The following is a 20,170-nucleotide window of genomic DNA, read 5'->3' as shown; positions in this document are numbered from 1 at the left end:
ATGCGACGGGTGTTGAACTGGATGCGGCTTCTGGCAGCCGCCATGGGCGACGACGACGGGCATGAGCGCGAGCTGCACGCCGCGCTGCGCAAGGCGAATCGCGCGCCGCACCGGTGCCGGCGGCCGCTTCCCGACCCTGAGGTCTGATCACACCCCGTCCGGTTTCCTCTTCTCCGCGAACGGTTTCCGCACGCGCTTCCGGGCGATGATCTGGTCCAGCGTCGCCGGCATCAGCTCCTGCACATCGACCCCGACATCGTATTGCCGCGTCGCCGGCGTCAGCCGGCCATGCGAACGGCCGTGCAGGTTTACCGATCCGCGGCCGATCTGGTTCCAGGTCCGGAACGCGTAGTGGCACAGGATCAGGTGCCGCCCGTCGATTCGCAGCTCGGCATAGGCCTGCACCGATTCCCAGCCCGGCGCCGCCAGCGTTCCCGGCCCGTCATTGTTGCCGCTGATCAGGTGCTTGCGGCCGTTCAGCCGGCCCAGCAGCGCCGCCACCGCCTCCGGTGGGGGCCCGAGCGCAAAGTCGCCCAGGTGCCAGACCTCGTCCTCCGGCCCCACCGTCTCGTTCCACAAGGCGACCAGCGCCTCGTCATGCTCGGCGATGCTGGGGAAGGGCCGCCGGTCGATCCGCAGCACGCGCGGATCGCCGAAATGGGTGTCGCTGGTGAAGTAGACGGTCATGCCGGCATTCTGGTTGCATCGTCACAGAGGCAGGAGCGGAGGTAGTCTTTCGCTCTCCCTCCACTGTCATTGCCGGGCTTGATCCGGCAATCCAGAGAATGTCGAGATCTTCTGGATGCCCGGGTCAAGCCCGGGCATGACAATTCGGGGGTTTCGCGTTCTCTCTGCAGACACCGATCGTCGTTGCCGGCATCAGGCCATTGACGGCGCCGCCGCACTCCCTGATCCTGCGGTCATGAACGCAGTCCTCAACAGCTCGCTGCACATGCGACGCCGGGTCCGTCCGGCGGCGGGCGTGCTGCGTGTTGAGGAAAAGGTGTCTTCGAGGGCCTAGGCCCGGATCGTCAGACTCCTTCTCGCGTTCACCAGCCCGCCGCGGATCTCCCCGGCGGGTTTTTTGTTGCCTCCCCACCGCTCACGAAAGGATCTGGGTCATGAACCCGCCCGCTCCCGGCAGGGTGCCGTATCTCCGGCTGGTGCCATCGGTCGAGATCGAGACGCCGTTGCGTCCGGTCCGTCTCGGCCTGGGGCTGCGTCTCGTCCTCCTGGTCGAGACGCTGCGCCGCCGCCGGAGCCGTGCCCTGTCGGTCGAGCGGCTGACCGACCATGAGCGCCGCGATGTCGGGCTGGAGCCGCATTGCCCGGCGCCGCATCCGCGCGACATGATCTTGTGGCGATAGCCCGTCCGGGGCCGGCCCGCCGCCGCGCTACTCCGCCGGCGGCGCGGCCGGCTCCGCGTCCGACCGGGCGCCTTCCGCCCGGGTGATCCGCCACCCCAGCACCAGGGCCGACACCAGGAGCGCCGCCGCCAGCCCATAGGGCAGACCGGGCGAATTCAGGCCTGCCGCCGGTGCGATGCCGAGCGCGAAGCTCTGGGTGAACAGCACCGGGCCGATCATGCCGGTGATGCCGCGCAGCCCCGCCAGCGCCCCCTGCAGTCGTCCCTGTTCGTCCACTCCGACCTGGCGCGACATCAGCGCCTGCAGCGCCGGCCCTGTCACGGCCCATAGCGAGAGCAGCGGGATCGCCGCCAGGAACAGCCAGCCGCTCGGGGCCAGGGCGAACAGGGCGAAGCCGGCAACACCGAAGACCAGCCCCGCGGCCATCGCCCGGCGTTCGCCCAGCCTGGCCACGACCGGGCCGGTCAGGACTGCCAACACCAGCATGGCCCCGGCGCCGGCCGCCGCCAGCGACAGCCCGACCGCCGCCTCGTCCCAGCCGAAGCGATGGATGGTGTAGAGCACGTAGAGGCTGGGGATGGCTTCCTGTGCCAGAATCATCAGGAAAGCCGCGCCGGCCAGGCCGAGCAGTGCCGGGCTCGAGCGCAGCAGCACCATGGCGCCGAGGGGGCTGGCACCGGTCCATGAGAAGCGGCTGCGCCGCTCTGGCGGCAGCGATTCAGGCAGGACCAGCAGGCCATAGGCGGCGTTGGCGAGGCTGAGCGCCGCCGCGGCCCAGAACGGCAGCCGGGGATCGATGCCGGCCAGCAGCCCGCCCAGCGCCGGTCCGGCGATGAAGCCGAAGCCGAAGGCGGCGCCGAGCAGCCCGAACTTGGCGGCGCGCTGCTCCGGCGGCGTCACGTCGGCGACGTAGGCGGCGACGGTCGAGGCGCTGGCGGAGGTGATGCCGGAGATCATTCGGCCGATCAGCAGCCAGGTCAGGTTCGGTGCCAGCGCCATCAGCATGTAGTCGAGGCCGAGGCCGAGATTGGACAGGAGGATCACCGGCCGCCGCCCGAACCGGTCGGACAGCGCGCCCAGCACCGGCGCGGCCAGAAACTGGATCGCCGCCCAGGCCAGGCCAAACAGCCCGATGATCGATGCCGCCCGCGCCATGTCGCCGCCCTCGAACTCGACGATCAGCTTTGGCAGGACCGGCACCATCACGCCGAATGCGAGGGTGTCCAGCAGGATGGTGACGAACACGAAGGCGACCGCGGCGCGGCCCGGTCGGCGCGGAGGCGGGCTGGACATCTGCATCTAACCACGCCTGCTGCGACTCAGTCTCGGCTCGAGCCGTCGATCAGCCCCATGCGCGAAGCGCGCGACCAATCGCGGACGCGTATGCTCGATCGGTCCAAGGCGGCCGGACAACCCGTCCACAACGCCCAGCACTATGCCGGCAAGCTTGGCGAGCTTGGTGTCCTCGAGCAACGCAATGTAAAAGATCTCCCTCAAGGTGAACAAATTCAGCAGAAATATGACCGGATATCGCCTTCCATGCCGTAATAGAAGCTGAACGCTGTTGCGGGCGTTGTAATAGCGCCGGTACCACGGGTGATTCAGCGTTATCGTCTTGTATGGGCCCAGCTTATGGCGACGCAGGGCCCCGATCCGATGAGACAGAGTCAGCGCCGGGGTGACGTACACCGGGACGCCGCAGGCCCGCGCCCTGAAACAATATTCAGTGTCGACACAATCAATGAAGAGCTTCTCGTCGAACGAGCCGATCCTCGCAAAGGCCGCGCGTGAGATCACGCAGCCGGAAGAGATCAGGGTTGCGCAACGCTGCATGCCGGCATCTTCGTGCATGTCGAGCTGTCGTACGGTGATGCCGTTGGTTTCCAGCACGGGGACGTAGTCCTGGATGGCTTCTTCGAAGATTCGGGGTCCCACCAGGAAAGGCTGGACGGCCAGCGTCGTGCAGAACTCACGCATCACCGGAAAGTAGTCCTCCGGCATCACCGAGTCCTGATCGACCAGGGCAACTGCGTCCACGCCCCGCTCGAACAGAGCCGCCAATCCACGATTGTGGGCTCCAGCGATGCCGTTTCGATTGCCCTCATTGATCAAGGTGATGCCGTGGTCTGCGAACAATATCGCCAGTCGATTGTCCGGTTGCGGTGTATTGTCCACGACGACGAGGGCGTCGCAGCGCCCGCGCAACTCGACTACCCGCGCGACCTGCTCCGCCGTCGGGTGGAATAGCACGACCACTGCGCCAAGCGTCGTCATCTGATTCACCTATTCCGCCGGCGGCGCGGCCGGTTCCGGCTCGTCGCGGGCGCCGACGAAGCGGCCGAAGACGCGGCCGGACAGCCGGTTCAAATCGTCCAGCACGGTGAATACCGCCGGCACGAACACCAGGCTCAGCACGGTCGAGGTGATCAGACCGCCGATCACCACCGAGGCCATCGGCGAGCGGAAGGCACCGCCCTCGCCCCAGCCGATGGCCGAGGGCACCATGCCGGCGATCATCGCCAGGGTGGTCATCACCACCGGCCGGGCGCGCTTGCGGCCGGCCTCGATCAGCGCCTCGGTGCGGCCGGCGCCGGCGGCGATCGCCTCGATCGCGAAATCGACCAGCAGGATCGCGTTCTTGGTGACGATGCCCAGCAGCATCAGGATGCCGATCACCACCGGCAGGCTGATCGGGTAGCCGGTCACCAGCAGCGCCAGGAAGGCGCCGCCGATCGACAGCGGCAGCGACACCAGGATGGTGATCGGCTGGGCGATGTCGGCGAACAGCAGCACCAGCACGGCCAGCACCAGCAGCACCCCGGCGCCCATCGCCAGGGTGAAGCCGGAGAACACCTCCTGCATGATCTCGGCGTCGCCGAAGGGCCGGATGCTGACGCCGGGCGGCAGGTTGCGGACGGAGGGCAGGGCCAGCACCGCGGTCATGGCCTCGCCCAGCGGCGTCTTGCCCACCAGGTCGCCCTCGATCGAGACGCGGCGCTGGCGGTCGTAGCGGTCGATGGTGGTGGCGCCTTCGCCGAAGCCGATATGGGCGACCGAGGTCAGCGGCACCTTGCCGCCGGTCGCGGTCGGCACCCGCAGCGTCTCGAAGGTGGCCAGCTTGCCGCGGGCGATCTCGGCGATCTGCACCCGGATCGGCACCTGCCGGTCGCCGGAGGAGAACTTGGCCAGGTTGGCCGAGATGTCGCCCAGCGTCGCGATCCGCACCGTCTCGGCGATCTGCGCCACCGACACGCCCAGCGCCGCGGCCTCGGCCAGGCGCGGCACGATGCGGATCTCCGGCCGGTCGATCGCGGCGGTGGAGACGACATTGGCCAGCACCGGCACCTGCTCGCGGATCTCGCGCTCGATGTCGAGCGACGCCTGCACCAGCGTCTCGGAATCATTGCCCGAGAGCAGGAGCGTATATTCCCGCGCCCCGCCGGCGCTGAAGCTGAAGCGCAGGTCGGGCTCGGCGGCGACCTTCGGCCGCATCGCGCTCTCCCATGCCTTCTGGTCCAGCCTGCGCCCGGCCCGCGGTACCAGGGTCGCGACGATGGTCGCTTTGCGCACCTCGCCGCCGGCGACGTCGAGCGGGTTCGCGCCGTCGCCGCCGACCACGGCATAGACGCTCTTCACCTCCGGCTGGGCCCGGAACAGGGTGGCCAGGCGGTCGGCCACGGCCTGGGTGTCCTCCAAGGTCGATCCGGGCGGCAGCTCGATCGAGAGCGAGGAGCGGGAGATGTCGTTGTTCGGCAGCAGGCCGGTGGGGAACAGGCTGGCCAGGGCGGCGGAGGCGACGAAGATGCCGAGGCCGGCGGCGATGGTCCGCCCGCGGTGCCGGATCGACCAGTCCAGCAGCCGCAGATAGGCGCGCATTATGCGGCCGTCGCGCTCCTCCTCATGGCCTTTGTCGCGCATCAGATAGGCCGCCATCAGCGGCGTCACCAGCCGCGCCACCAGGAGCGAGAAGGTGACGGCGACGGCGACGGTGATGCCGAACTGCTTGAAGTACTGGCCGGCGATGCCGCCCATGAAACTGACCGGCAGGAACACCGCGACGATGGTCATGGTGGTGGCGACCACGGCCAGGCCGATCTCGTCCGCCGCCTGGATCGCGGCGCGGTAGGCCGACTTGCCCATGCGCATGTGGCGGACGATGTTCTCGATCTCGACGATGGCGTCGTCGACCAGGATGCCGGTGGCCAGCGTGATCGCCAGCAGGCTGATCGAGTTCAGCGAGAAGCCCAGCGCCTCCATCACCGCGAAGGTCGGCAGCACCGACAGCGGGATGGCCAGCGCCGAGATGATCGTCGCCCGGATGTCGCGCAGGAACAGGAAGACGACGATGACGGCCAGGATGGCGCCTTCGATCAGCGTCTCCATGGTCATCTCGTAATCCGCGCGGGTGTAGCGCACCAGGTTGTCGATTTCGCTGATCGACAGCTCCGGGTGCTCCACCGTCAACTGCTGCAGCCGCGCCGCCGCGGCGTCGCCGACGACGACGTCGGAGAAGCCCTTGGACCGGTACAGGCTGAAGGCGACGACGGGCTTGCCGTCGACCCGGGCGAAGCTGCGCGGCTCGGCCCCGCCATCGGTCACGGTGGCCAGGTCCTGCAGCAGCGCCTGGCGCCCGCCGGGCAGGGCGATGCGGCGCTGCGCCAACTCCTCCACCGTCGCCGCCCCGGCCAGGGTGCGGATCGACTGCTCCTGCATGCCCACCGTGCCGCGGCCGCCGGCCAGGTCGATGTTGCTGGTGCGCAGCTGGTCGTTGACCTCGGATGCGGTGATGCCCAGCGCCGCCAGCCGGTCCGGTCGCAGGTCGACCCGGATCTCGCGGTCGACGCCGCCGATGCGCTTGACCTGGGCGATGCCGGGCACGCTCTGCAGCGCCCGCACCACCGTGTCGTCGACGAACCAGGACAGCTGGTCGACGCTCATGCCCGGGATCGAGGCGGCATAGGTCAGGATCGGCAGCCCGGCGACGTCGATGCGCTGGATCACCGGCTCCTCGATGCTCTGCGGCAGGGTGGAGCGGATCTTGGCCACGGCGTCGCGCACGTCGTTCACCGCCCGGTCGGTCGGCGTTTCCAGCACGAACTCGACCATGGCGACGGCGACGCCGTCAGACAGGGCGGAGGTGACGTGCTTGACCCCGGTCAGCCCGGCGATGGCGTCCTCGACCGGCCGGGCCACCTGGGTCTCCAGCTCGCTCGGCGCCGCGCCGGCCTGGGCGATGGTGACGGTCACCACCGGCACGTCGATGTTCGGCATCTGGGTGACCGGCAGCGACCGGAAGCTGACCAGCCCGATCACGATCAGCACCGCGAACAGCACCAGCGGCGGGATCGGCTTGCGGATCGACCAGGCCGAGATGTTCAGCGCCATGAGATCAGCCCGCTTGGGTCGCGGCGGCGACCGGCGGCGACACCGGGGCGATGCGGTCGCCGGAGCGCAGGAAGCTGCCGGCGCGCAGCACCACCGCCTCGCCCTCGGCCAACCCGCGGCGGATCTCGACCCGGCCGTCGCCGACGAAGCCGGTCTCGACCGGCCGGCGGTCGACCACGTTGCCGTCACGGACGGCCTGGACATAGGCGCCCTCGGCGCTGAAGAACACCGCCGACAGCGGCACGGTCAGGGCGGGCCGGCGGCCGGTCTCGATCGACCCCTGGGCGAAGACGCCGGGCCGCAGCCCGGCCTGGGCCGGCAGGGTGACGGCGACACGGCCGAGCCGGCTGGTGGCGTCGACCGTCGGGTCGACCAGCCGCACCGTGCCGCGCACCGGCCGGTCGAAGCCGGTCAGCTGCAGCTCGACCGACTGACCGATGGCGACGCGCGGCATGCCGGTCTCGGTCACCTCGGCCCGGAACTCGACCTCACCGTCGCGGATCAGCCGGAACAGCGGCTGGCTCGACATGCCGACTACGGCGCCGATCCGGGCCTGCCGCTCCGACACCACGCCCGCCACCGGGGCCTTGATCTCGGCCCGGGCGATGCGCAGCGCGACATCGTCCCGCTGCGCCTGGGCCAGCGCCTTGTCGGCCACGGCGGAGTGCGCAGTCTCCTGGGCCGAGGCGATGCGGGCCTCGGCGACCTTGACCTCGGTCTGCCGCGCCAGCAGCTGCTCGGCCGAGGCGTTGCCGTTGCCGCGCAGCGTCTGGGTCCGCTCCAGCGAGGCCTGGGACTGGAGGGCCGAGGCCTGGGTTTCGGCGATCGAGGCCTGGGCCTGCTGGATCGCGGCCTCGGCCTTGGCGATACTGGCCTCGCTCTGGGCCAGCTGGGTGTCGAGCTGGGCGTGGTCCAGCCGGGCCAGCACCTGGCCGGCGCCGACCCGGTCGCCGACATCGGCGTCGATGGTGACGATGCGCAGCCCGTCGACCTCGGCCCCGACCAGCACCTCCTCGCGCGCCACCAGCGTGCCGGTCACGGCCAGGGTGTCGACCACCTCGTGCCGCTCGGCCCGGGCGATGGTGGTCACCGGGGCCGGGGCGGCGGGATCGCCCGGCTGTCCGGCGCGGTCGGAGGCCAGGATGCGCCAGCCGCCGGCCACCACCGAAAGGCCGATGACCGCCAGAGCCAGGAGGCCGAGGCGGCGGGAGCGAAGAATAGTCATCACCGGATCTCCCGCTCAGGCCGATTTGCGGCGCTCTTGACGGGGGACCAGATCCTCCAGGATTGCGGCGATTTCCCGGCGGGCGTCGTGGCGCGCGAAATCGGCCTGCAGCGCCTGGGCCCGGCGCCGGTAGCGCGGGTCTGACAGCACGGCGCGCACCGCGTCGCGGATCTGCTCCGGCCGCGGCTGGCCGGTGCCGAGATTGATCCCGGCCCCGCTCCAGGCGACTCGGGCCGCGATCTCCGGCTTTTCCTCGGTATCCCCCGCCACCACGATCGGGACGCCGAGGCTGAGGGCGTAGTTGACCGAGCCATAACCGCCATTGGTGACCAGCACATCGACCTTGGGCAACAGCCGATCATAGGGCACGAAGCGCTCGGCGCGGGCATTTGCCGGGATCGGCACCGGAATCGCCTCGACCGGCGGGCCGCCGGTGGTGGCGATGACCAGCGCGTCCTCGCCCGCAAGCCCGGTCAGGGCCGGGCCGATCAGCTGGCCGAAATCCTCGTTCGCCAGAGTGCCCTGGGTGGCCAGCACCACCGGCCGGCCGCCATCCAGCTCGCCCCACCAGCCGGGCGCCCGGAAGGCCTTGGTCGGCGGCGACAGCAGGGGGCCGACGAAGCGCACCGTCTCCGGCAGGTCGCTGCGCGGATATTCGAAGGACTCGCCGGTGAGCTGCAGGTAGTGGTCGGGCAGGGTGATGAAGCTGTCGAAGATGAAGTCCGGCAGCGGCGGGCAGCCGATCGACGCCAGCGTGTCGTCGAACCCCTGCTGCATGCCGGCGCACAGGGACTGCATGGTCCGGTGCATGGCGATGTTGCGCGCCCGGCCCTCCGGGGTCGAGGAGGGCGGCAGCCCCGAGCCGAAGAAGGCGGTGTCGACGCTGGTGGCGGCCAGCGCGGTGATGCCGAGCGTGACCACCGCCGGCCGGGCCTCGCGCGGGCCCAGCAGCATCGGCACGGCGCCGGCGAAGACCGTGTCGCCCAGGATGGCGTCGGCCCGGAAGCCGCTCAGGATCTCCTCCAGCCCGGCCTTCTGGCCCAGCATCGCGTCGCAGACGAAGTGCTTCAGCCCGACCATCATCTTCTCCGGGCCCGGCTTCGCCTCGCGGTAGTCCGGGAAGTGCTCGTCGACCCGGCGGTAATCGAGATCGATCTCGCTGCGGAACGGGACGAAGCGTGCCCCGGTCGCCTCCGCCTTCTCCCGGAACGGGCTGGCAGTGTGCATGACGACCTCGTGGCCGAGGCCGACCAGATGATGCGCGATCCCGAGAAGCGGCGAGACGTGGCCCGGCAGGGCGGTGGCGGCGACGATGAAGCGGGCCATATCGGATCGATCCTTACGCCGGGCGGCGCTGGTGCCGCCCGGCCTTGCTGCAGGTCACTCGGCGGCGACGGGGGTCGGCTCCGGCGCCCAGGCTTCGGCCGGCTCGACCGCGTCCACGATCTTCAGGCTGCGCAGGTAGCGCTCGATCAGCTCCAGCCCGACCGGCGGGATGGTGCCGCCGACCTCGGCCAGCCGCGCATGGGTGGCGTCGAAGGACAGGCTCGGCAGGGCCAGCGACGTGTCGTATTCGCCGAAGATCGACAGCACGGTGGCGAGGTCGTGGTCGCGGCTGTCAAGCCGGTTCAACTGCGCCTGCTCCAGCCAGGGCGCCAGCGGCAGCAGCTCGATCTGCAGCCCCATCCGCCGGAGGATCGGCACCATGTCGCGCAGATGGACGGTGCCCTGGCTGACCAGGTGGTAGACGCCGCCCCAGGGCTTGTCGCTGCGCGCCAGCCGCAGCATTGCGTCGGCGATATCGTCGGCCGGGGTCATCGGCAGGTGGATGTCGGGGACGGCGCCGAGGCCGGCCGAGGCCCGCACCACCCGCCAGATCATGTCGCGGTCGTTGCACAGCCCGGAGAGGCGGTCGCCGGTGACGGTGCCCAGCCGGTACACCGCCACCGGCAGGCCGCGCGCCTGGGCCTGCCGCACCAGCGTGTCGCCGACCCATTTGCTCTGGCTGTAGCCGCCGACCAGCCCACGCCAGCTCTCCAGCCCCGACGCCTCGGTGATCACCACCGGGCCGCTGGCCGGGTCGATCACCGACTGGGTCGAGACGTAGTGCAGGGCCTTCGGCCGGCCGGTCGCGGTCCAGTTGATCAGCGTCCGCACCGCGTCGACATTGGGGCCCTTGAGGGCGGCATAGCCCTGCAGGAAGTCGATCATCGCGCCGCAATGGAAGATGGCGTCGCACTCGTCGCGGATGATGGCGATGGCGTGCTCCTCGAGGCCGAGATCCGGCTCGCCCATATCGCCCATCAGGATCTCGATGCGGCGGTCGTCCCACAGCTCGGACAGGCCGCGCTCCGCCAGGGTCCGGCGCAGCCGGGTCCGGGCCGCGCCCCGGCTCATCGCCCGCACCAGGCAGACAATGCGGGCGTCGGTGTCGCGCAGCAGCGTGGCCAGGATCTGGCTGCCAACGAAGCCGGTGGCGCCGGTCAGGAACGCCTGCTCGAACTCGACCGGCGGCAGCGCCGCCTGCGGCTGGATGTTGTCGTCGAGGCGGGCATCGGCGGCGAGGTCGAGCGCGGTGGCGGCGAGGCCGTCGCCGAGGGCCTGGTCGACCTTGCCGGCCAGGCCGGCGATGGTCGAGACCTCGAACACCATGGCCAGCGGCAGGTCGACGGCGAAGACGGCCTTCACCCGGCCGATCAGCTGCGCCACCAGCATGGAATGGCCGCCGAGCTCGAAGAAGTTGTCCTCGACGCCGACGCGCTCCAGCCCGAAGGTCTCGGCCCAGATCGCCGCCAGGGTCGCCTCGGTCGGCGTCCGCGGCGCGACGTAGCCGGCGGAGGATTGCCGCTCCGGTGCCGGCAGCGCCTTGCGGTCCAGCTTGCCGCTCGGGGTCAGCGGCAGGGCGTCCAGCGCGGTGAAGGTGGTCGGCACCATGTAGTCGGGCAGCCGCAGCGCCAGATCGTGCCGCAGCGCCGTCGGCTCCAGTGCCGCGTCGGTCTCCAGCACCACGTAGGCGGCCAGATACGGGTCGCCCGGCCGGTCCTCGCGGGCGACCACCGCCGCCTGGGCCACGGCATCGCTGTGGATCAGCGCCGCCTCGATCTCGCCCAGCTCGATGCGGAAGCCGCGCAGCTTGACCTGATGGTCGATGCGGCCGAGGAAGTCGAGAGTGCCGTCCGGCCGCCAGCGCGCCAGGTCGCCGGTGCGGTACATCCGGCTGCCGGGCGGGCCATAAGGGTTGGCGACGAAGCGTTCGGCCGTCAGCATCGACCGGTTGATGTAGCCGCGGGCGAGGTTGGCCCCGGCCAGGTACAGCTCGCCGTTGACGCCGGCCGGGACCGGCTGCAGCCCGGGGTCGAGCACGTAGAGCTGGGTGTTCCAGATCGGCCGCCCCAGCGGCACAGGCCCGGGCTCGGCGTCACGGCGGCACTCCCAATAGGTCACGTCGACCGCAGCCTCGGTCGGGCCGTACAGGTTGTGCAGCGGCACCGGCAGCGTGGCATGGAACTGGATCTGCAGGTCTTCGGGCAGGGCCTCGCCGCTGCAGAAGACGCGCCGCAGCCCGGTGCAGCCGGCGACCTCCGGCTCCTGCAGGAAGGCGCGCAGCATCGAGGGGACGAAGTGCAGGGTGGTGATCCGCTCGTCGCGGATCAGCCGGGCCAAATAGGCCGGGTCGCGGTGCCCGCCGGGCCGGGCCACCACCAGGGCGGCGCCCTGGAGCAGCGGCCAGAAGAACTCCCAGACCGAGACGTCGAAGCTGGACGGCGTCTTCTGCAGCACCCGGTCGTCGGCCGTCAGGCCGTATTCGGCCTGCATCCAGCGCAGCCGGTTGACGATGGCGCCATGCGACACGGCCACGCCCTTCGGCCGGCCGGTCGAGCCCGAAGTGTAGATCACATAGGCAGGGTGCACCGGCAGCAACGCGCCGGCCTCGAAGCCGGACGGGTCGGCCGCGGCCAGCCCGGCAGCCACCTCCGCCGCATCGAGAGCCAGGCGGCCGGCATCGTCCGGCACCACCCAGGCGAAGTCCCGGTTGGTCACCACCGTCACCGGCCGGGCGTCGCCGAGCATGTAGGCGATGCGGTCCAGCGGATAGTCGGGATCGATCGGCAGATAGGCGGCGCCGGTCTTCAGGATCGCGAGCAGGCTGACGACCAGCTCGACCGACCGCGGCAGCGCCACGGCGACGATCCGCTCCGGCCCGGCGCCGCGCGCGGCCAGCAGCCGGGCCAGCCGGTTGGCGCGGGCGTCGAGCTCGGCATAGCTCAGCTCGTGCTGTTCGAAGACGAGGGCGGTCGCGTCCGGCGACGTCCGGGCCTGGGCGTCGAGCAGCGCGGTCAGCGTGTCCGGCGCCACGGCCCGGTCGGTCCGGTTCCAATCCACCAGGATCTCGTGCCGCTCCTCCGGGTCGAGGATGTCGATCCCGCTGATCGGCTGGCCGGGATCGGCGACGACCGCACGGACCAGGCGCAGCAGCCGCTCGCGGTGGCCGGCCAGCTCCTCGGCCGTGTACAGCGCCGAATTGGCGTCCAGGTCGATGCACAGGCCCTTGTCGTCGCCGCGGTCGTAGATGAACACGCCGAGATTGTTGGTCGACCCGTTCGACAGGTTCTGCGGCGTCATCGGCAGGCCGCCGAAGCGCAGGTCGTAGTCGAAGGGCTCGATGTTGACCAGCATGGTGAACAGCTGCTGGTTGTTGGGCAGCAGGTTCAGGTCGCGCCGCATGTCCTCGTAGCGGTACTGCTGGTGCCGCAGGCACTGGCGGACCTCGGTGCCGACCTGGCGGATCACGTCCTGCATGGTCAGCGCCGGATCCATCCGCAGCCGCAGCGGCACGGCGTTGGCCAGCATCGCCGGGGTGCGCCGCATCCGGGCATTGGCGCGCGCGGTGACGGTGAGGCCGACGATCAGGTCCTCGGCCCCGGTCATGCGGTAGAGATAGGTGTTGGTCAGGGCGATCAGGATCTGCGGCAGGCTGGCGCCGGTGGACTGTGCCAGGGCGCGCAGCGACGCCACCAGGCCCGGCTCCATGAAGGACCGGTCGCGCAGCAGCTCGCCGGTCGCGAGCCTGCGATGGGATAGCGTGATCGGCGGCGGCGTATCGGCGAAGCGCTCCATCCAGTAGTCGCGGTCGCGGAGGAAACGCCCGGAAGCGCGATAGCCGGCCTCTTCGTCCAGGATCTCCGACAGGCTGCCGAACGCGGTGGCGTCGCTCGGCGGCCGGTCCTCGACCAGGGCGGTATACAGCTCCGCGACGCGGCGGGTGCACAGCCCGCCGGACAGGCCGTCCATCAGCAGGTGGTGGACGCGGTGGTACCAGATGAAGGAGTCGTCCGCGATCTTCAGCACGGCGGAGAACCACAGCTCGTCGGTCAGCGGGTCGAGCGGCCGGGCGTAGTCCGCGTGCATCCAGCGGGCGGCAGCGTCCCGCGGGTCCGGCTCGGCGCTGAAGTCGACGAAGGGGATGTCGCCTTCATATTCGTGCCGGACCACCTGCCGCGGGCCGTCGTCCTCCTCGATGAAGCGGATTCGCAGTGCCTCGGCCTCCCGCGTCAGCTGCCGCAGCGCCGCCTGCATCAGGCCGGCATCGAGCGGGCCGTGGATCTCGATCGCCTCGGCGAGGTTGAACTCGATCTCGGGCATGAACTTCTGCGCCAGCCACATGCCGGTCTGGGCGGTCGTCAGGGGCAGCGCGGCGCTGCCGAAATCGATGCTGTCCATGGCTCAACTCGCTCGCAGAATAAAAGGAGGCCGTCCGCAGGCGGTGGTCACCGACCGGCCAGCAATGCCGGCCGCAGATCGGTCCAATGGCTGTCGATGTGGTCCTGGCAGGACGGGCGGGCGGCGTCGCGCAGCACCGCGGTCCAGCCGGCCGGGACCGGGATGAAGGCCGGCCACAGCGAATGCTGCCCCTCGTCGTTGACCAGGACGTGGAAACGGCCTTCCGGATTGTCGAAAACGCTGGTCATATCCAGGCTCCCCGATGCCCAGGCGCGGCGGCGCGGCCGGCGCAGAATGACGCAAGAACTCGAATTGAAATCCTTCGAGGCCCGGCGGCAGTGCCGCAGCCGGTGCCTTCGGTAACGATCGCGATCCCCACGCCGCCTCGCTCCGCCGGGCCAGTCCAGCGCATGACGGGCATGCGCGGGACCGGCATCACAGCTCAATGAGTCCTAACCGCGCGAAGCTTGGTGTGAATCGAAAGCTGTCGTGAGCTGTATAGGTTTACAGGTTTTGTTCAGGCACAGATGATGATGTCATGCATCATCCCTCTGGCGATCGCTTGTGACAGTGTTGCGACACCGAATTTCTGCTTGGCATTCTCGGTGTGGAACACCACCGTGCGGCGGCTGATGCGCATGATCTCGGCGATATCCGACGCACTCTTGCCCTTGGCCGCCCATTGCAGGCAATCGATCTCGCGCGGCGTCAGCGCCGGCCGGGTCTCCGGCTCGGGCCGCTCATCCTGGCGCAGCCGGGCGTGCAGATGCAGCGCGACCAGGTGCAGCGCATGCTGATTCTGGTCGATGCAGCGCTGGAAGTCGGGCTCCATGCCGAACTCGGCCAGGGTCAGGCTGGACGCACGGCCCTGCCGGTCGTGGATCGGGATGGTCACGCCGCGCCGGATGCCGGCCTCCGCCGCCTCATCCAGAAAGCATCTCAGCCGCCGCGTGATCGGCTGCCGCGGCGATTTCAGCGCCTCGATCGTCCAGCTGAAGGGCAGCATGGTGCCGACCGCGCGCGCGATCACCGGGTCGATCCGGTCGTAGCGATTCTCGCCGTAGCGCTCGACCCAATCCTCGGGATAGGTCGTCAGCATCAGCGGCATGTCGTCTTCCCCCGACGGGAAGCTGACATAGGCAAAGTGTTTCAGCCCATATCCCCGGATCGTCTGTTCCAACAGCTCTCCGATCGCCTTCCGGCCGCTGGTCGGGAGATGTGAGATGAAATTCTGGAAAATTTGATCCATTTGCCCCTCGTCCGCCTCGTACTTTTTACTGGGATCCCCTTTCCCTGAAATTTTATTCATTATTATTGGATTTTGCTGGGCCACGTTAAGTCATGGCGGTTTCGACCATGGTATTTCTATTCGCCTGATATCGCAAAGAAGAATCGCATAAGGCGGTATGGGGCAGCGTCGGCCTGCGTCAAGCCGTCGCGGGGATTGCGATCGGCTGCCGCCGTCCCGGCGCGGCACGAAACCACGTCCTGCCGCCAGAGTGTGCCGATTCGGTCACCAAAATCTGCAGTCAATCTGCATAACATAGCAGGTACACTTGCGTAATCTGAGTGATAGGAATGATTTCTATCGGCTGATTTCTGCAATCAGCCGATCCATCACCGAGATGGATGGGATTTAATTCGATGGATTCTTTCTGCCATCGAAAGAGAATCTCTCCCGGTTCCGGTTGGCTTTGCGAAGCCCGGACTTCGGCGGCGGCAATCAGAAGTCCTTCCTTCACACAGGAGACGTCCATGAGCGGCATTCTTGATCTGACCGGCCTTCTCGGCAGCGTGCTGCACGATGTCGGCGACGTGGTGGGCGGCGCAGTCGCCGGCGTCGGCAGCACGGTCGGCACGGCGGTGGACGAGACCGGCGAGATCGTCGGCGGCGTGGTGACCGAGGTCGGCGCGGTCGTCGGCGACGCGCTGGGCGACGTGGTCGGCGGCGCCACCTCGGCCGTCGGTTCGGTGCTCGACGGCACGCATGCAGCGGTCGGCGACGTCGTCGCGGGCGTCGGCGACGCGGTCGGCCACATCGGTGACGGCGTCGGCGATGCGCTGGGCAGCGTGCTCGGCGGCCTGTTCGGCCACCTCGACTTCAACTTCTGAGAGATCGTTCCGGGGCAGGCGGGTCCTGCCCCGGACTCTCAGCGAAACGGCCGGCTGAGGAAAGGCGATCCGGCCAGGCCGAAGCGCCAGGGTGTGTCGATGCCGCGGGTCAGGCCGATGCGTGGCCCGACCGCGATCGCCGGCTCCGCCTCGGTCCGCGGCAGCAGCCGGAAGGGCTGCTCGTCCAGCGGCAGCCCGGTCATCGCCCCGGTGACGGCCAGCGCCTGCGCCAGCCGGCCGGGGCCGGCGCACAGCAGGCGCAGCGGCTCCAGCCCGCGCCGCATCCGCATGATCTCGATCCCCTCGGTCGGCGCGATCGCCCGGATCAGCACGGCGCTGCCCGGCTGGCCGGCGTCGCACACCAGGTTCAGGCACCAGTGCAGACCGTAGGACCGGTAGACATAGGCGTGGCCGACCGGCCCGAACATCGGGGCGTTGCGTGGGGTCGGCCCGGCGAAGGCGTGCGACGCCGGGTCGTTGCGATCATAGGCCTCGGTCTCGACCACCACGCCGCCGACGCCGTCCACCAGAAGCACGGTGCCGATCAGGGCGCGGGCGACGGCCACCACATCCGCGGCGAAGGCGGTGCGGTCCAGCGGCACGGGGGCGGGAGAGACGGGCATCCGGCCTCTCTCCCCGACCGCGACGCCTCGCGCAAGCGGAATCCGCCGCTTTGCCGCAGCCTGCCGGCTTGGCGGGAGCCGGATGGCTGCTCTATGGTCGGGCCTTTCCGACCCAGGTGACCCGATGGACCAGCAAGCCCCGAAGCCCGCCATCCCGCCCGAGCTGGCGGAACTGCGCAGCAGCATCGACAACATCGACGCGGCCCTCGTGCATCTGCTGGCCGAGCGCTTCAAATGCACCCAGAAGGTCGGGCGCCTGAAGGCGACGGTCGGCCTGCCGCCGGCCGATCCGGGCCGCGAGACGGCGCAGATCGCGCGGCTGCGCCGGCTGGCCGAGGAGTCGCATCTCGACCCCGATTTCGCCGAGAAGTTCCTGGCCTTCATCGTCGCCGAGGTGATCCGCCACCACGAAGCCATCCGTGAGGGCGTCCGGGACTAGGCTTGCCGGCCAGGCACGCCGACCCAGATCACACGAGAGGCCGCCCATCCGGCCCCGGTTATCTCCGAGGAGCTCGTCATGTCCACCCATCCCGCGATCCGGGCCGGCCGCGTCGCTGTCGTCACCGGCGCCGCCGGCGGCATCGGCCTTGCCGCTGCCAGGCGCTTCGCTTCGATCGGCCTCAAGGTCGTGCTCGCCGACCTGCCCGGCGAGGCGCTCGACCATGCCTTCCGCGAGGTGACGGAGCTCGCCGCCGGCGGCGCTCCCGATGTGCTGGCCGTGCCCACCGACGTATCCCAGCCGGAGGAGGTCGAGCGGCTGCGCGACGAGGCCTATGGCCGCTTCGGCGAGGTCGCGGTGCTGATGAACAATGCCGGCATCGGCAATGGCGGCGGCCCGTGGGAGAATTACGACCGTTGGCGCCGGGTGCTCGACGTCAACCTCTATGGCGTGATCCACGGCGTGCAGATCTTCGCCCCGGCGATGATCGGCCAGGGCGGCGACGGGCTGATCGTCAACACCGGCTCGAAGCAGGGCATCACCACCCCGCCGGGCGACACCGCCTACAACGTCTCGAAGGCCGGGGTGAAGGCGCTGACCGAGGGGCTGGCGCATGCGCTGCGCGAGACCGAGGGCTGCCGCATCACCGCCCATCTGCTGATCCCCGGCTACACCTTCACCGGCATCACCGCCCGCGGCGCCACCGAGAAGCCGGCGGCGGCCTGGAGCGCGGAGCAGGTGGTGGAGTTCATGCTCGACAGCCTCGGCCGCGGCGACTTCTACATCCTCTGCCCCGACAACGATGTCACCCGGGCGACGGACGAGAAGCGCATCCGCTGGGCGGCTGAGGACATCATCCGCAACCGCCCGGCGCTGTCGCGTTGGCATCGCGACCACAAGGACGAATTTGCCGCCTATATGGCGCGGCCGGATTGACGGCGGCTGGCCATTCGGCCGATCGCCTGTACGTTGTGCTCTTTGGTTGCACGTTTAAGTAGGACAAAAGCTTTCGTCTTGCACTTACAGGTAATCGATTATAAGATTTAAGTCCCAGTCTGGTTCCATGACAGGCATTTCATCGTCCTCGTATTTTTCATCGGGGACCAGGCTGGGACCTTGCATTTCTCACCCGGACAAACCGGGCCGGTCCAGCGGCACCGGCTTGCTCATATAGACGGTGGTGCCTTCCAGGAACGGCTCCTCCCGGTCCACGGCGAAGCCGGCGCGGGCATAGAGGTCGACATTCCCGGCGAAGCGCGGATTGGTGTACAGCCGCAGCAGCGGCCGCCCCAGCTCGGCCGCCAGCGCCTCGGCATGGGCCAGCAGGCGCCGGCCGTGGCCGCGGCGCTGGGCATCGGGCGCCACCGCCAGGTTCTTGATCAGCAGGTGGTCGCCGCGGTCGATGATCTCGATCAGCGCCACCAGGTCGTCGCCTTCGAGCAGCAGGTCGATCCGGTGCTCGCGCACGGCCTGGTCGTAATCGGCGGTCATCGGCTTCGGTTCGCGGCCGATCACCGGCACCCATTTGGCATAGGCGGCGCGGGTCAGCGCCCGGACGGCATCGGCGTCGCCGGCGATGGCCCGGCGGATCCGGGGCTCGATCATCGGCTGCTGGGCCTGCGGGGCGAGGGCGGGCTGGCTCATGATCTGCGTTCCTTCGGGGGGCAGGGCGGCCGGCAAGAAAAAACCCGCCGGTCGGGGACGGCGGGTTGCGGTGGTCGGGATCCGGTTGGGTTCAGCCGGGACAGGTCCCGGCGGCTCCCCCGCCTCGCCCGGCGCACCGCAGCGCCCCGGTCGCCCGAGGGCGACCACGTCTAGTGGCGGCGCTCAGCGCCGCGGGCGCCGCAGGGCGACGTCGTTTGCTGCTGGTGGTAGCTCGGAAGAAGCGGGGCATGGAGAGATGATCCCGACTCAGGCGGTCGCCGTCAACGTCCGTGGTGTTACAGTCCGCCGCGCTGCGACCGAAGCGGCCAGACGCTCCAGCACCGCGACCGAATCGTCCCAGCCGATGCAGCCGTCGGTGATGCTCTGCCCGTAGACCAGCGGCCGGCCAGGCACCAGCTCCTGCCGCCCGGCGACCAGATGGCTCTCGACCATCAGGCCGACGATGCGGCCGTCGCCCGCCTCGATCTGGCGCGCCACGTCGTCGACCACCTTCGGCTGGTTCTCCGGCTTCTTGCTGCTGTTGGCGTGGCTGGCGTCGATCATCACCGCCGGCCGCAGCCCGGCGCGGGCCAGCTCGGCGCAAGCGGCCTCGACGCTGGCGGCGTCGTAGTTCGGCGCCTTGCCGCCGCGCAGGATGATGTGCGCGTCGTCATTGCCGGCGGTCGAGGCGATGGCCGACCGGCCGGTCTTGGTCACCGCCATGAAATGATGCGGCTGCGAGGCGGAGGACACGGCGTCGACCGCGATCTTTACATTGCCGTCGGTGCCGTTCTTGAAGCCGACCGGGCAGGACAGGCCGGACGCCATCTCGCGATGGATCTGGCTCTCGGTGGTGCGGGCGCCGATCGCGCCCCAGCCGACCAGGTCGGCGATGTATTGCGGCGTGGTCATGTCCAGGAACTCGCAGGCCGCCGGCAGGCCCAGCCGGTTGACCTCCAGCAGCAGGCTGCGCGCCCGCCGCAGCCCCTTGTCGATCTGGAAGCTGCCGTCCAGGTCGGGGTCGTTGATCAGCCCCTTCCAGCCCACCGTGGTGCGCGGCTTCTCGAAATAGACCCGCATGATGATCTCGAGCTCACCGCCCAGGCGCTGGCGCAGCGGCTGCAGCCGGCGGGCATAGTCCAGCGCCGCCGCGGGGTCGTGGATCGAGCACGGGCCGATCACCACCGCCAGGCGGTCGTCGGTGCCGTGCAGGATGCCGTGCAGGGCGCGGCGGGCGTCGGTCACGGTGCGGGTGGCTACGGCGTCGCGAGGGAACTCCTGCATCACCTCGGCGGGTGTGCTCAGCTCCTTGATCTCGCGGATGCGCAGGTCGTCGGTGGTCTTCAACACGGCTTGGGGCTCCTGGGGTTCACCCCGCCGGCGGCAACAAAAAAGCCGCCAGGGGATCTGGCGGCTCTCGGGTCGGCTGTGGATCGAACTTCAGATCACGCGCACCCTCGCTCCGCCGCTGGCAGCGGGAAGCTAAAGTACCAAAAATAGGTTGCGCGGACGGAGTTCATGTCCTGCATATAAGCTGGGATGCGAGCTTTGTCACGGCCGTTCTTTCGCGAATCGTCGCATCGGGCCGCCGCCGCGTTCGGAATGTTGCGACCGTTGCGCCGGAGCGGAACCGCAAGGCCGGCCGGGGGTTTTT

The 20,170-nt window shown here is 69.6% G+C and carries 18 protein-coding genes; 5 read left to right on the top strand and 13 right to left on the bottom strand.

Annotated elements, in window-relative coordinates; genetic code table 11:
• Complete coding sequence (locus QFZ27_RS01435; RefSeq protein WP_342240537.1) at nt 1-147, top strand: hypothetical protein; 147 nt, start codon at nt 1-3, stop codon at nt 145-147.
• Here QFZ27_RS01435 and QFZ27_RS01430 read toward each other — a convergent pair whose 3' ends face one another.
• Nucleotides 148-687, bottom strand: coding sequence for a metallophosphoesterase (locus tag QFZ27_RS01430; protein WP_429224298.1), 540 nt, complete (start codon nt 685-687; stop codon nt 148-150).
• A 434-nt stretch (nt 688-1,121) separates the two neighbouring features.
• Here QFZ27_RS01430 and QFZ27_RS01425 point away from each other — a divergent pair, with 434 nt between their 5' ends.
• On the top strand, nt 1,122-1,367 hold the full coding sequence (locus QFZ27_RS01425; protein ID WP_429224297.1) for a hypothetical protein: 246 nt from the start codon (nt 1,122-1,124) through the stop codon (nt 1,365-1,367).
• Between the two features lie 27 nt (nt 1,368-1,394).
• On the opposite strand, the gene QFZ27_RS01420 is transcribed toward QFZ27_RS01425, so the two are convergent.
• The 9 genes from QFZ27_RS01420 to QFZ27_RS01380 form a co-directional block, all read right to left on the bottom strand.
• Complete coding sequence (locus tag QFZ27_RS01420; RefSeq protein ID WP_429224296.1) at nt 1,395-2,666, bottom strand: TCR/Tet family MFS transporter; 1,272 nt, start codon at nt 2,664-2,666, stop codon at nt 1,395-1,397.
• Nucleotides 2,667-3,641, bottom strand: coding sequence for a glycosyltransferase family 2 protein (locus QFZ27_RS01415; protein WP_429224295.1), 975 nt, complete (start codon nt 3,639-3,641; stop codon nt 2,667-2,669).
• 9 nt (nt 3,642-3,650) lie between these two features.
• Nucleotides 3,651-6,752, bottom strand: coding sequence for an efflux RND transporter permease subunit (locus QFZ27_RS01410; protein WP_429224294.1), 3,102 nt, complete (start codon nt 6,750-6,752; stop codon nt 3,651-3,653).
• 4 nt (nt 6,753-6,756) lie between these two features.
• The gene (locus QFZ27_RS01405) at nt 6,757-7,977 is read right to left on the bottom strand and encodes an efflux RND transporter periplasmic adaptor subunit (protein WP_429224293.1); all 1,221 of its coding nucleotides are present in this window, start codon (nt 7,975-7,977) and stop codon (nt 6,757-6,759) included.
• A gap of 15 nt (nt 7,978-7,992) precedes the next feature.
• A complete protein-coding gene (locus QFZ27_RS01400; protein WP_429224292.1) occupies nt 7,993-9,303 on the bottom strand; it encodes a glycosyltransferase in 1,311 nt (436 codons plus the stop codon).
• 54 nt (nt 9,304-9,357) lie between these two features.
• Nucleotides 9,358-13,698, bottom strand: coding sequence for an amino acid adenylation domain-containing protein (locus QFZ27_RS01395; RefSeq protein ID WP_429224291.1), 4,341 nt, complete (start codon nt 13,696-13,698; stop codon nt 9,358-9,360).
• 47 nt (nt 13,699-13,745) lie between these two features.
• Nucleotides 13,746-13,946 (bottom strand): MbtH family protein, encoded by a 201-nt coding sequence (locus tag QFZ27_RS01390; RefSeq protein WP_429224290.1) that lies wholly within the window; start codon nt 13,944-13,946, stop codon nt 13,746-13,748.
• Between the two features lie 269 nt (nt 13,947-14,215).
• Nucleotides 14,216-15,031 carry a helix-turn-helix transcriptional regulator gene (locus QFZ27_RS01385; RefSeq protein WP_429224289.1) on the bottom strand — a complete coding sequence of 272 codons (816 nt, stop codon included), beginning with the start codon at nt 15,029-15,031 and terminating at the stop codon, nt 14,216-14,218.
• Between the two features lie 196 nt (nt 15,032-15,227).
• On the bottom strand, nt 15,228-15,455 hold the full coding sequence (locus tag QFZ27_RS01380; protein ID WP_429224288.1) for a hypothetical protein: 228 nt from the start codon (nt 15,453-15,455) through the stop codon (nt 15,228-15,230).
• On the opposite strand from QFZ27_RS01380, the gene QFZ27_RS01375 reads away from it, so the two are divergent.
• Nucleotides 15,454-15,810: a hypothetical protein gene (locus QFZ27_RS01375; protein ID WP_429224287.1), complete on the top strand. Its 357-nt coding sequence runs from the start codon at nt 15,454-15,456 to the stop codon at nt 15,808-15,810. The two genes, QFZ27_RS01380 and QFZ27_RS01375, sit on opposite strands and share 2 nt — an antisense overlap.
• A gap of 38 nt (nt 15,811-15,848) precedes the next feature.
• On the opposite strand, the gene QFZ27_RS01370 is transcribed toward QFZ27_RS01375, so the two are convergent.
• Complete coding sequence (locus QFZ27_RS01370) at nt 15,849-16,433, bottom strand: DNA-3-methyladenine glycosylase (RefSeq protein WP_429224286.1); 585 nt, start codon at nt 16,431-16,433, stop codon at nt 15,849-15,851.
• Nucleotides 16,434-16,557: 124 nt separating this feature from the next.
• Here QFZ27_RS01370 and QFZ27_RS01365 point away from each other — a divergent pair, with 124 nt between their 5' ends.
• A complete protein-coding gene (locus QFZ27_RS01365) occupies nt 16,558-16,872 on the top strand; it encodes a chorismate mutase (RefSeq protein ID WP_429224285.1) in 315 nt (104 codons plus the stop codon).
• A 78-nt stretch (nt 16,873-16,950) separates the two neighbouring features.
• Nucleotides 16,951-17,808, top strand: coding sequence for an SDR family NAD(P)-dependent oxidoreductase (locus QFZ27_RS01360; RefSeq protein ID WP_429224284.1), 858 nt, complete (start codon nt 16,951-16,953; stop codon nt 17,806-17,808).
• Nucleotides 17,809-17,997: 189 nt separating this feature from the next.
• Here QFZ27_RS01360 and QFZ27_RS01355 read toward each other — a convergent pair whose 3' ends face one another.
• Nucleotides 17,998-18,516 carry a GNAT family N-acetyltransferase gene (locus QFZ27_RS01355; protein ID WP_429224283.1) on the bottom strand — a complete coding sequence of 173 codons (519 nt, stop codon included), beginning with the start codon at nt 18,514-18,516 and terminating at the stop codon, nt 17,998-18,000.
• A 267-nt stretch (nt 18,517-18,783) separates the two neighbouring features.
• Entirely contained in the window at nt 18,784-19,866 is a 1,083-nt protein-coding gene (locus QFZ27_RS01350) for a 3-deoxy-7-phosphoheptulonate synthase (protein WP_429224282.1), read from the bottom strand.
• Nucleotides 19,867-20,170: the final 304 nt, after the last annotated feature.

Origin of the sequence: Inquilinus ginsengisoli, assembly GCF_050434925.1 — a bacterium.
Lineage (GTDB): Bacteria > Pseudomonadota > Alphaproteobacteria > DSM-16000 > Inquilinaceae > Inquilinus > Inquilinus ginsengisoli_B.
The sequence above is the reverse complement of the archived record's forward strand: the minus strand, read 5'-3'. Positions and strand labels throughout refer to the sequence as shown.